The sequence below is a fragment of the Clostridium sp. genome, from assembly GCF_050717545.1.
In the GTDB taxonomy this organism is placed as follows: domain Bacteria; phylum Bacillota; class Clostridia; order Clostridiales; family Clostridiaceae; genus Clostridium_AD.
In genome coordinates this window covers 48,534-60,627 of record NZ_JBOITN010000046.1, presented here as the reverse complement: position 1 = coordinate 60,627, position 12,094 = coordinate 48,534, and the positions used below count along the sequence as shown (strand labels likewise).

The window sequence follows — 12,094 nt, the reverse complement described above, 5'->3', positions numbered from 1 at the left end:
CCTCCTTTCTAGGGAGTAGATGCTTTGATTTCGGTCAAAGTACAAGAAAAACATTAATTTGTTTTTCAAAAATTCTATTGTAATACTCGTACCTAATTTTCTGTTTAATTTTGAGAGACTAATAATCTACAAAAAAAGCAATTGTATGAACACTAATTTGTGTTCATACAATTGCTTTTTTTATTATATTTATAATAACAATTATGTTAAAAAATGATAATGATGTAAAAAAACAAACTCTCACATTTTGTGAAAGTTTGTTTTGAAGCTACATATAATCATAATACTTGGTTAATAAGCAAAGATTAGTTTACCTAGAGTAGTAGCAACTGGTTTTGTAGTTAGCCACTCGTTTGTTACAGTATTATCAAAGAAATATAAAGCTCCGTTAGTAGGGTCATTTCCTTTTAAAGCCTGATATGCTGCATTAGTTGCAGTTTTAGTTGCTACTTTATTAATCATACCATTTTTTACAGGAGTAAACTGATAGTGACCACCGCTTACTTCATTTATTACTGAGCTAATATTACCTGGAAACTGCGAACTTTGAACTCTATTGATTACCACAGCACCTACAGCGAGCATAGCATCAGAACTCTCACCAGATGCTTCAGCGGTTATTAATCTAGCTAATAAATCTACATCACTGTTAGAGTACTTTATAACAGTAGAAGTGTCACGGGGTGTAGCTTGTCCATTATCTGTTGTAGTTGGGATTTTAATAACATCTCCTGGATGTATAATATTATTCCATTTATCATTTGCAACTCTTAGCTGCTGTACAGATATACTATATTTCTTTGCTATGAAAAATAGTGTATCTCTATCAACTACGTTGTAAGTATTTGTTGGAACATCTAATACTTGTCCTGAATGTATGACGTCGTTTGATAGTCCATTATTTTTCATTATAAAATTTGTAGTAGTGTTATAAGTCTTGCTGACTTTATATAACGTATCACCTGATTTAACTTTATATGATGCAGCAAATACTGAACTGCTACTAACTAAAGTTAAGGTTAACGCTAATAAAGTAGTTTTTAAATTTAATTTAATAATAACGACTCCTCCTTTATTTGCCTACGCGTTTAGCTTTTGGATTCGGGTTAAATACACCCTATATTGAAATTCCACGTTCTTCATTTAGAAGCTTTGGCAACATAATGGGTATATTGTAACACAAATCGACAAAATAACCTATGTTAAAAAATGGTGCTATTGATAATGAGGGGGTACCTATACTTCTAGGGGCAATATTTATTCTGAAAATATTTGGTTATATAATTAATCTAGTAAAATTTTAAAAAAAAAACATTTTTGAAAACATAAATATTTATATTTTGCAGATACTATATCTTAAGTCATGTTATAAGCGATTGAATAAAAAAGGAAAGGAGGTTTTTAATGTGGATAATGATAATAATAAAAAGGTAAGCAAAGAAAAGATAACTGAAAACAAGAAGACATTTGTAAGTGAAGTTCAAGAGTTCAAAAAACCAGAAGGGTATGATGACGCGTTTAAAGAATACTATCCTAAGCAAATAAAATAATTATTTTTTTTATGTTATAACAATATATAATGGCTAAGATTTTTTAAATATAGAAATAATTAAGGAACCAAGCTCTGTAATAGAGCTGGTTCCTTAATTATTTCATAGAATAAACAAATTTATAATAATTAATAATTAATAAGCCTATTTTTAATTGCTGGATTAGTTACAATAAGTTTTTGGAGGAAAAAACCTATGAAAGTATTAATTACGCAAGTAGGGAGAATTATAGTTACAAATAAGATTAAAAAGGGTGCTGGTAAACCAGAAAGCAAAAGTGCAGAACTTAGAAAAATACTTCCACTAATTAAAGTTCCTAGAAAATATATACTTGCGAGTCCTAGCGAAGAAGTAGGTTTAAAGTTTTTATATATTATATATACAGTTATTGAAGTTATTATCTTGTCTATAATGTTAGGAAGCTGACCACCTGGGAAAGTTGTGGTTAATGCACATAAAATACCAGCTGTAATTCCTGTGATAAAAGTAATTTTTAGGTCTTTAGTTATAATTATTGATAAGATCATAAAGACTAATAATAAATCTGGTTTAATGCCGAAAAATATACCGGGTGTAATCTGACGTAGAATAAGACCTGTTGCAAGAAGTATAGAAGTTATAATAATTTTATTTGTTTTCATAATAGTTAGCTCCTTTTTATTATAATTTTGTTTTATTAGTATTGATATTATTTTAAAATCTAGTACCTTTCAGCAGATCAAATTAAACACCACCTTAACCTTAATTTTTTATACAAAATATACTTCGCCCTATATTAGGGCGAAGTATATTCGCTGTACCACCTAAACTATGCTGAAAATAATAAGCATAGTTTATAATTCGAGTACAAAAATACTCTAGCCCTTTTAACAGTGGGCATCCGGTAACTACTACTCTCAAAATATGATTTCGGGTTACTTCTAGCAGGTCCATTCACTAAAGTTATCAATACTGAGATTACACTATCCTCAGCTCTCTTAGATTGCCTCTCTTTAACTACTCTTCCTGTTCAACGAATTTATAATTTTTTAATATCCTATATGGAATTCTTTAACGACATTACTTTAATATACTGTTAAACTTTAAATGTTATAGAAATTATAGCATTTAAATTATTAAATGTAAATATATATTTTATTTAATAATTTAGCATGAAAATCTATATAAGAAAAGACTTCAACGATTTAAATCATTGAAGTCTTTTCTTATAAAATAATATTATAAGAATTCTATAGTACTATTATCAAGCCAAGTCCATTCAGGTTTAAAAATCTTCACATCAGCAAGAAGCTTATGGAAGGCTACATCTGCTTGTTTTGCTTCTAAGAGTACATCAAAGTCCATGCCCAAAGGAATGCATTTTTCAATGAATTCAATGAAGGCAACTGGATCGATGTTATCAGCATGCTTTTTATCTTTTTCTCCCGTTTTTGGACTTGAAAAATGTACTTTTGGTGGTAGTGGTTGATCTTTCCAAGTGGAGAATATTTCTTCTAACATTGGCTCTAGTTCATCGCCACCGTTGTTACAGTTATGGTGATGTACATCTAGTACCATGGGTGCATTTATTTCTTTACATATATTTAATACTTCTTTGGTAGTAAAACTTTTATCATCATTTTCAAATATTAATAAATCTGTTATTTCTTTTGGTAAGTTATTAAAATTCTTAAAGAATCTTTCTGTAGCAGCAAGTTTTCCGCCTTCTTTACCTCCAATATGTAATACCATTCTACCTAAAGGATAACTAATATCATTAAAAAGATTAGCATGAAATTGAAGATTCTTTGTGGTAGTTTTTATTACTTCTTCCTTAGAACTGTTTATTACATTAGATTCATCAGGATGAGTATCTACCCTTAAATTATTATTGTTAATGAAATTTCCAAGCCATTCAAAATCCATTTTTAAAATTCTTCTAAATTCCCAGTCTGTAACTTCAGGATGAGTTGCTAATGGGATTAAAGCAGAAGTTATTCTGTAAAAGTGGACATTGTTATTTACAGTATATTCTAGAATCTTATGTAGATCATTTACGTTTGATACTGCTACCTTTTGTAGCTTTTCAAGTTTATCTCTAGCCGTCGATTGTTTAGTATATGTAGAAAAAGTTACTGTACTTGCTGAAGTTATTTTTACTGACTTTAAAGCTGTAGCAACGTACCCTAATCTTATTTGCATAATATCACTCCTCTTATTATATGGTTATATCCTTGAATATAAATTAAAACATCTCTATTAACTGATATTTTTTAATTGTTTCTTGTCATATCAAAATTCATTCTGTAAATTATAAGATACTTTAGTAAGTGAAGTTTTATATCCGCTGACTATCAATAATTAAATTAATTATAAAAATAAAATAATATTTTGAAAGACTCTTAAAACTTTCTTATTAAATAAATATAACACCTGAACAGATTTAATAATAAACCCAAATTTAATCATATCACATAACTACAGTGTATGTAAAACATTATGCATAAAATTGAGAAAATATTTACAGTGTTTGAGGGTTTTCAATGAATAAGGTTAAAAAATAAATATAAGGGGCTTATTTATTATTTAGTGGAAGTCCAACGTTTATTGTAGTTCCAATTTCAGGTTTACTTATTACTGTAATAGAACCATTATGTTTTCCTATAATCCATTTCGCGATAGATAGTCCAAGGCCTGTTCCGCCGCTTTCTTTTGTTCTTGACTTATCACATCTATAAAATCTATTAAAAATATGAGGAAGATCTTCTTTAGGTATACCCATTCCTGTATCTATAATATCAATAATTAAATTATTTTTTTTAATATAACTGTTGATTGTAATATTTCCACCAATTTGAGTATACTTTATGCTATTATCAATGAAAATTCGCAAGGATTGTTTTATTAGTTTTTTATCTGCAAAAATAGTTATTTTTACATTGTTATTAGTTGAAATTTCGTGATTAGAGTCAATTAGTTTTGTTTCTTTTATTATTTCGTTTATTAATTCATTGATATAAAACTCTTCCTTGTAAATGTTTTGAGAATTATTGTCACTTCTTGCAAGGAAGAGAAGTTTTTCAACTAATTGATGCATATTTTCAGATTCCCCTTTAATGGCAATTATAGATTCATCGAGTACCGCTTTGTCATCTTTTCCCCAACGATCCAACATATTTGTATAACCTTTTATAACGGCTATAGGAGTTCTTAGTTCATGAGAAGCGTCTGATACAAATTGATTTTGTATTTCATAAGAATTTTGGATACGATCAAGCATGGCATTAAAGGTTTCAGCTAGTTGCTTTAGTTCATCATGAGAATTGCTAACATCTAACCTTGTTTCCAAGGCGTTAATTGAAATAGCTTTTGTGGTTTTTGTCATGTTTTTAATTGGTAAAAGCATTTTTTTACTTGTTTTAGAACCAATGCTTAATGTAATGATTAAAGAAAATATATTTATTATGAAAATAATAAAAGTAAAAACACCCCAATATTCATTTTCCTTATTAATATTTTTAGAAAATTGAAGAAGAATAATTTTATTATTAAGAGCTACTTTGGTGTTAGTAAAAACAAATTGTTGATTTAAACTATCATAAATTGGGTATACTGGCGGATTTTTTACTAAATATAAATCTTTTTTATATTTTTTGGTTGTAGATAAAAGAGTTTCTTTTTCATCAAAAACGCTGAAGGTTACATTTTTAATATTAGAAAAAATATCAACATTTATTCCTTCAATATCTTTGTTTAAATTAGCATAATTAACAGCTACCGCGTTGTATTTATTAAGCTCACCCCTTACCTCACCTAATAGATAGAACCTAAACCCTATAACTAAGCAAGCGCTAAGAAGTAGCAATGTTAATGAAAAAATGAGAGTATAAACTGCAGTCATCTTAAAACTTATTGAAAATCTTAACCGTTTATGTATTCTGTAAGTTATGTTCTTTAATAATCTTGGTATAAACCAAAGTATTAGCTTTGTTAATTTAATGATGAATTGAAAGCATTGTAATATAAGGCTGAAGATAAATTTTATTTTATTCATCTTTTAAAAGATATCCCACCCCTCGCACAGTATGAATAAATTTTACGTTAAATTTATCATCTATTTTACTTCTTAAATATCTAATATATACATCTACAACGTTAGTGTCTCCCATGTACTCATATCCCCATACGGTGTCTATAATTTTATTTCTTGTAAGAACAATATTTTTATTTTCCATTAGAAAATTAAGTAGATCAAATTCTGTTTTAGTCAATTCAATTGCGTTATTTTTATATGAAACCATTCTTTGATCTAAGTCTATATTCAGTTCTCTAATAGATATTATGTTTAAACTTTCTTTGGACACTGTTACATTCTTTAAGGCTGTTCTTATTCTTGCAAGTAATTCTTCAATTGCAAAAGGTTTAGTCATATAGTCATTCGCACCGATGTCAAGACCCATAACTTTATCCATAACTTCATCTTTAGCAGTAAGCATTATAATAGGGATCGCTGACACTTGCCTTATTCTTCTTAAAACCTCAAGACCGTTTAATGAAGGCAACATAATATCAAGAAGTATGAGATCAAATAGTTCATTTGTAGCTACATCTAGTCCAGTGCGCCCATCATGACATTGCTGCACGATATATCCCTCATACTTTAGTTCAAGCTCAAGAAAGCGTGCTATTTTTATTTCATCTTCAATTATCAAAATTTTTTGTCGACTCATAGATAAATATACCTCCAAAATATATAATAATAAAATATCTTGTTTTATTATTATTTACATTTGTTGTGTAAATTAATAGTAATAGTATTATTATATATTATTTTATATATAATTACAGGTAATTTGCTTCATATTTTAAATTGTTATAATTTAATTATTTATATTATAAAACAAATAACCTACATTCTATCAATGTAGGTTATTATAGTAAAAGTTCTAATTAGTTTTCATTTCTTTAGTAATTTTTGTTGTAACGTTAGTAACAGCATCAGACATCTTGTCGAAAATTTTGTTTACATCTGAATCTTCATCATTGAGTTTTTTAATTCTTAACTTATGTTTAGTTACCAAAGCAAATATTAATACTACAATTGCAAGTGGTGGAGCTATTATTGCAATTGCAATTGCCATAGTTACACAAATATTTAAGACAACTACGTCTCCTTTCTTGATTATTAATTTGGTTTCGTTTCCCTTTTTTATAATTTTCTTCACCTTTTTAAATAATATACTTTCAGTACAAGGATTTTGATCTGGCTTAATTTTGTTTTCTTTTTCTAGATATACTAAAGCATCGATAAGGTTCCCTGAACTTTGCTCTAAGGCATTTTTAGCATCCTCGTAGTTTACATTAGCTCTTTTTCTTAATTCATCAATTTGTTCTAAATTTATTGACATTGTAATTCCTCCCTTTTTATAATATGGTAGTTAGAAATTGCTAATTAACAATAACTATAAATCTTTTATTAATTAGCTTAGTAGTTAATTTCTATACTTTTATTATAAAATAGAATAATTAAAGATTTATTATCAAAACATTAAAATTACATTAGAATTTAAAAAATTATAAAGTGATCTTACATTTTTATGTATAACAATACTCGAAGTCTAATAATGACTTAGAGTTTGTGAAGTGGGAGATTTTCTTTCTGAAATTTCTTTAAGAATCAAATAAACTGATTGTAATATATTGTATATTGGAAATTATGATGGGATTTATAAGTTTAAACATGGTATACTATAAACTTATGAATTAAAAATTTATTTAGTATATACTTAAAATTATATATGAAACAAAGAGGGGAAGTTAAAATGAGTAAAATCAAATTTGAAGAATTTAATATTAGTGAAGAAATATTAAAAGCAATTAATAATTTAGGGTATAAAAACCCGTCAGAGGTTCAAGCACGCGTAATACCTATAGCACTAAGTGGTAAAGACCTCATAGTTAAATCACAAACAGGTAGTGGAAAAACAGCTGCATTTGCGATACCACTTTGTGAGAGTGCCAATATAGAGGAAACAGAGCCACAAGCATTGGTACTCACTCCAACAAGAGAACTAGCACTCCAAGTTAGTCAAGATATAACAAATATTGGTAGATATAAAAAAATTAGAGCGATAGCTGTTTTTGGTAAACAACCTATAGCGATGCAAAAAAAACAACTTAAACAAAGAGTACATGTAATAGTAGGTACTCCTGGAAGAACATTAGATCATATCGAAAGAGGTTCTATTAAATTAGATAAGGTAAAATATTTAATTTTAGATGAAGCAGATGAAATGCTTAGTATGGGATTCATAGAACAAGTAGAAGAGGTTATAAAGGCCGTTCCAAAAAACAGGGTTACTATGTTATTTTCAGCTACAATTCCTGAATCTATTGAAGCAATTTGTAAGCAATACATGGTAGAGCCTGTTAAAATAGAAATAAATCCACAGAAGTTAACTGTTGATAAAATTGATCAAGTATGTTATGAGGTAGAAGAAGATAAAAAAATCAGTTTGCTTAAGAGAATCTTATATATTGAAAATCCAGATTCTTGTATTGTATTTTGTAGAACTAAGGAAAATGTGGATTCGATAACTGTTCAAATGAAAAATCGTCATTATTCATGTATTAAGATACATGGGGGGATGCTTCAAAATGATAGATTGGATGCCATGGAAAGATTTAAAAAGGGCGAGTTTAGATTTTTAGTGGCAACAGATGTTGCTGCTAGAGGAATAGATGTTGAAAATATAACACATATTATAAATTATGATTTGCCACTTGAAAAAGGTAATTACGTACATAGAATAGGCAGGACAGGACGAGCAGGAAAACAAGGTATGGCTATAACTTTTGTAACTCACCATGAAAATAAATTTCTACAAGCTATAGAGGAATATATAGGCACTCAGATACCTAAAGGGACAATCCCAACAAAGGAAGAGTCTGAGCCATTCAGGGAGGCTTTTTATAAAAAGCATGATGCTAAGCCTGAAATTAAAAAAACTAAGGCATCTAATTTTAGTAATGACATAATGAAGATATATATCAGTGCAGGTAAAAAGAAAAAAATAAGGACTGTGGATATTGTAGGAACTATTTGCAATATTGAGGGCGTTATCGGTGATGATATAGGAATTATAGATATTCAAGATAAGTTTTCACATGTAGATATTATGAATGGAAAGGGCAAGGTAGTATTAGAAGCCCTTAAAAATGGGACAATAAAAGGTAAAACTATTAGAGTAGAAAAAGCAAACAAATAGTAAGTCGTTAAAGTATATACTTAATATTAAGATTGACTTTATAAAATGATAAGTGAGGTGGATAATTTGATTATTTGCCTCATTTTCATATTTAAAATAGAAAATTAAATATATTAATATTATGTTTTTAGTTATAATATACCACTTAATTTGACAGAATAACTATAGAGTTATAAAATTGTGTATAAATATAATTTAAATATTCTTGAATATGTGTTAAAATATAAAAGTTGTGAGAAAGATTTGATTAATGGTGGATTTATAAAACAAGTACTAGTCGGTATTTTATTCGCAATTACAATATATAATAAAAATATTACTTGTTAAAAAGGAGAGCTATAATGAAAGCATTTCAAGATTTAGTTAACGAAACAATAGAAGTTCAAGATTTAGAGGAATTAGAATCAGCAGCGGATTTATTTCAGTTTGGAATTGAAAAAGGATATTATAATAAACGTCAGGCAGACCAATTTAACACTACCTACTGGAAAATGAAAAATAAATGTCTTGCTTATGAAGTTGCGAAAGAAATTAAAGGTAACAAATTAGATATAATTACAATGGTTACAAGTGCTCCAAATGAAATAAAAGGTAACATACGCGAATTAACAAATTATGTGAACGGACGAGTTAAGGCGCTAAAAGGGAAAATGAATGGTATCAGATAGAATTGATACTAATTAGAAGGGTATATGTCTGTACGTGCAGATATATACCCTTATTAATATTTATAGAGTAACTTTTTACAGGTATAATTATTGATTGACTTGAAAATATTGAAAATAATCAAGTAAACGTGGAAAACGGTGAAAATAAGAATTAATATTAAATTGAAAAACATAATAGCACAAATATATGAAACAAATGGTATAATTTAAAAATCGAGTTAGATGAATATAATAGTTATTAGAGGTGATTTTCATAACAACTAGTATGTTAAAAATTATTGCATGTATATTAATGTTAATTGATCATATGGGAGCAGCGTTATTTCCAGAAGTTTTAATCCTAAGAATGGTAGGAAGAGTATCATTTCCTATATTTGCTTATTTAATTGCCATGGGATATTCGAAAACAAACTCATTTTCAAAATATTTCTACAGATTGTTGATATTTGGAGTCATATCACAAATACCATTTTCATTAGCGTTTAATGAGCAATCCAATGTACACAGTTTTTCTGATTTTCTAAAGTTTTTTATGGGGAGTCCAATTCCACATTTAAATGTATTTTTCACCTTAGCAATTGGGCTTCTTGCAATACGTATATGGGATAAGGCAAAGTCAACATCTTTTAAAATATTAGCTGTGTTGGGTTTAGGTTTATTCGCTGAATCTTTATTTACAGATTACGGAATCTATGGAGTTGTTATGATTTTAGCATTTTATGTTTTTAGAGATAGTAAAATTAAAATAGTTATATCTCAAACTATTGTATACATAGTATTTAGTGCGTCACAAATTTTAGTTTATTTGTACGAATTTAAGGACGTTGCAATAGATTTAACTTGGTTTATTCAGGGACTATCGTTATCCTCATTAATTTTTATATTTAAGTATAACGGCAATAAGGGGAAAGACCTTAGATATGGTTTTTATGCGTTTTATCCAGTACATTTATTAGTAATTGGGTTAATAAAGATTTTGAAATTAGTTTATGAATAATACCAAAAATGGAAAATATTTTAAAATAATAATACATGTGTATAAATTAATAAAAGGGGAATAAAAGTATGAACTTTGAAATAAAAAAATTTGATGAGCTAAGTGTCGAAGAAATGTATGAAATCTTAATGCTAAGAAGTAAAGTTTTTGTTGTAGAGCAACAATGTATTTATGAAGATTGCGATGGTAAAGACAAAAACTCATATCATTTATTTGCAAAAGAAAATGAGCAAATTATTCTTTATTTAAGGATATTAAAAAAAGGTGTTTCTTATGATGAAATATCTATTGGAAGGTTGTTAGTTGATAAAGAACACCGTGGCAAAGGATTGGCAAAACAAATGATGGGGTACGCAATAGAATTTATTAAAAATAATTTAAATGAAAAAAAGGTTAAAATTTCTGCACAAGAGTATTTATTAGAATTTTATTTAAATATTAAGTTTGTAAAAGTTAGTGATGTGTATTTAGAAGATAATATACCACATGTTGAGATGTTATATAAAAATATCTGATTTTATATTGTAATTTGATATCTATATCTAATTTACAAAATTTAATCTAAAAGATTCTATTAAATCTTAGATAGAATCTTTTAGAATAAATAAAAATATTTTAATTATCAATGCAAAGAAGGCAGGTCATCTAAACTTTTTAGCACGTACCCTTGGCTTTTCCATTGTGTAATTACATCATCTAATATTTCTGCATTGGTTTTTGAGACTGCATGCAGCAACATAATTCCACCGTTATGGGTTCTTTGCATAATTTTTTTCATTGCAACATCATGAGAAGGCTGATTATTTGTAATCCAATCCATATAAGCAAAACTCCAAAATATTGTTTTATATCCGTAATTCTTGGTGTAGTTTAATGATAATTCACTATATTTACCCATTGGAGGTCTAAAATACTTAGCTATCTTTTTATGAGTAACATTTTCAAATGCATCCTCTACATCAGACAATTCTTTATTAAATTTTACTTCATCTTGTATAGAAGCCATTGAAGGATGGTGATTGCTATGATTACATACTAAGTGACCTTCATCTACCATTCTTTTAATTAGGTCAGGGCTTGAAGTAATATAGGGTTTAACTACAAAGAATGCTGCCTTTACATTATGTTTTTTTAAAACATCGAGTATTGGTGCAGTATATCCGGCCTCGTAACCCTCATCAAAAGTTAGATACAATACTTTTTTTGATGTATCTCCTATATGATAACAATCATACTTTGACATAAGTTGACTGGTTTCTTTAGGACCGTCAGGTGGAGTGTTATCGTTTCTAGGTTGGAAATACCAATTATATTCTTTAGTGCTTAATCTATTATGGGTTTCATTGCCACTAATTACACTTTTTAATTCTTTACCATAAGAAACATTTGCAAAACAACTAACGAAAAGAGTTGAAGAAATAATAATACTAAATATTTTTCCTTTCACATTAATCACCTCTATTACATTTTATTTAGATAAGTTATAAATTGATATATTTTTAGTATGCTCAGTAAATGTATATAGATATTCATAAATTAAAGATTGTCACGTTGGTAATTTTATATAAATTTTTATAAAAATTTTACTTTGAGGTTGATGTTATTGTATACTATTAGTATGTCCATAGTGGA

The 12,094-nt window shown here is 27.8% G+C and carries 12 protein-coding genes and 1 other annotated feature; of the genes, 5 read left to right on the top strand and 7 right to left on the bottom strand.

The window, feature by feature from the left end; translation table 11 throughout:
* Positions 1-291: 291 nt before the first annotated feature.
* Entirely contained in the window at positions 292-909 is a 618-nt protein-coding gene (locus tag ACREVX_RS16985) for a cell wall hydrolase (protein ID WP_431545405.1), read from the bottom strand.
* 497 nt (positions 910-1,406) lie between these two features.
* Here ACREVX_RS16985 and ACREVX_RS16980 point away from each other — a divergent pair, with 497 nt between their 5' ends.
* Positions 1,407-1,550, top strand: a complete 144-nt coding sequence (locus ACREVX_RS16980; protein WP_431545404.1) for a hypothetical protein — start codon at positions 1,407-1,409, stop codon at positions 1,548-1,550.
* Positions 1,551-1,678: 128 nt separating this feature from the next.
* On the opposite strand, the gene ACREVX_RS16975 is transcribed toward ACREVX_RS16980, so the two are convergent.
* The 5 genes from ACREVX_RS16975 to ACREVX_RS16955 form a co-directional block, all read right to left on the bottom strand.
* Entirely contained in the window at positions 1,679-2,191 is a 513-nt protein-coding gene (locus tag ACREVX_RS16975; RefSeq protein WP_431545403.1) for a tryptophan transporter, read from the bottom strand.
* A gap of 132 nt (positions 2,192-2,323) precedes the next feature.
* Positions 2,324-2,572: a binding site (T-box leader), on the bottom strand.
* A gap of 196 nt (positions 2,573-2,768) precedes the next feature.
* Complete coding sequence (uvsE, locus tag ACREVX_RS16970) at positions 2,769-3,731, bottom strand: UV DNA damage repair endonuclease UvsE (RefSeq protein WP_431545402.1); 963 nt, start codon at positions 3,729-3,731, stop codon at positions 2,769-2,771.
* Between the two features lie 373 nt (positions 3,732-4,104).
* Positions 4,105-5,583, bottom strand: coding sequence for a HAMP domain-containing sensor histidine kinase (locus tag ACREVX_RS16965; protein WP_431545401.1), 1,479 nt, complete (start codon positions 5,581-5,583; stop codon positions 4,105-4,107).
* Positions 5,576-6,259: a response regulator transcription factor gene (locus ACREVX_RS16960; RefSeq protein WP_431545400.1), complete on the bottom strand. Its 684-nt coding sequence runs from the start codon at positions 6,257-6,259 to the stop codon at positions 5,576-5,578. Before ACREVX_RS16960 ends, ACREVX_RS16965 begins: the two co-directional genes overlap by 8 nt.
* Positions 6,260-6,475: 216 nt before the next feature.
* The gene (locus ACREVX_RS16955; protein WP_431545399.1) at positions 6,476-6,937 is read right to left on the bottom strand and encodes a DUF4342 domain-containing protein; all 462 of its coding nucleotides are present in this window, start codon (positions 6,935-6,937) and stop codon (positions 6,476-6,478) included.
* A gap of 414 nt (positions 6,938-7,351) precedes the next feature.
* Between ACREVX_RS16955 and ACREVX_RS16950 the strand changes: the two genes are divergently transcribed.
* The 4 genes from ACREVX_RS16950 (at position 7,352) to ACREVX_RS16935 (ending at position 10,977) form a co-directional block, all read left to right on the top strand.
* Positions 7,352-8,797 (top strand): DEAD/DEAH box helicase, encoded by a 1,446-nt coding sequence (locus ACREVX_RS16950; RefSeq protein WP_431545398.1) that lies wholly within the window; start codon positions 7,352-7,354, stop codon positions 8,795-8,797.
* A gap of 341 nt (positions 8,798-9,138) precedes the next feature.
* Positions 9,139-9,465: a hypothetical protein gene (locus ACREVX_RS16945; protein WP_431545397.1), complete on the top strand. Its 327-nt coding sequence runs from the start codon at positions 9,139-9,141 to the stop codon at positions 9,463-9,465.
* 265 nt (positions 9,466-9,730) lie between these two features.
* On the top strand, positions 9,731-10,462 hold the full coding sequence (locus ACREVX_RS16940; RefSeq protein WP_431545396.1) for a TraX family protein: 732 nt from the start codon (positions 9,731-9,733) through the stop codon (positions 10,460-10,462).
* 68 nt (positions 10,463-10,530) lie between these two features.
* Positions 10,531-10,977, top strand: coding sequence for a GNAT family N-acetyltransferase (locus ACREVX_RS16935; protein ID WP_431545394.1), 447 nt, complete (start codon positions 10,531-10,533; stop codon positions 10,975-10,977).
* Between the two features lie 107 nt (positions 10,978-11,084).
* Here ACREVX_RS16935 and pdaA read toward each other — a convergent pair whose 3' ends face one another.
* Complete coding sequence (pdaA, locus tag ACREVX_RS16930; protein WP_431545393.1) at positions 11,085-11,909, bottom strand: delta-lactam-biosynthetic de-N-acetylase; 825 nt, start codon at positions 11,907-11,909, stop codon at positions 11,085-11,087.
* Positions 11,910-12,094 lie beyond the last annotated feature (185 nt).

Coding starts and splice junctions, on each gene's coding strand:
- ACREVX_RS16940 (WP_431545396.1), top strand. CDS start 9,731: ATGTTAAAAATTATTGCATGTATATTAATGTTAATTGATCATATGGGA.
- ACREVX_RS16955 (WP_431545399.1), bottom strand. CDS start 6,937: ATGTCAATAAATTTAGAACAAATTGATGAATTAAGAAAAAGAGCTAAT.
- ACREVX_RS16975 (WP_431545403.1), bottom strand. CDS start 2,191: ATGAAAACAAATAAAATTATTATAACTTCTATACTTCTTGCAACAGGT.
- ACREVX_RS16935 (WP_431545394.1), top strand. CDS start 10,531: ATGAACTTTGAAATAAAAAAATTTGATGAGCTAAGTGTCGAAGAAATG.
- uvsE (WP_431545402.1), bottom strand. CDS start 3,731: ATGCAAATAAGATTAGGGTACGTTGCTACAGCTTTAAAGTCAGTAAAA.
- ACREVX_RS16945 (WP_431545397.1), top strand. CDS start 9,139: ATGAAAGCATTTCAAGATTTAGTTAACGAAACAATAGAAGTTCAAGAT.
- ACREVX_RS16950 (WP_431545398.1), top strand. CDS start 7,352: ATGAGTAAAATCAAATTTGAAGAATTTAATATTAGTGAAGAAATATTA.
- ACREVX_RS16985 (WP_431545405.1), bottom strand. CDS start 909: ATGAAAAATAATGGACTATCAAACGACGTCATACATTCAGGACAAGTA.
- ACREVX_RS16965 (WP_431545401.1), bottom strand. CDS start 5,583: ATGAATAAAATAAAATTTATCTTCAGCCTTATATTACAATGCTTTCAA.
- ACREVX_RS16960 (WP_431545400.1), bottom strand. CDS start 6,259: ATGAGTCGACAAAAAATTTTGATAATTGAAGATGAAATAAAAATAGCA.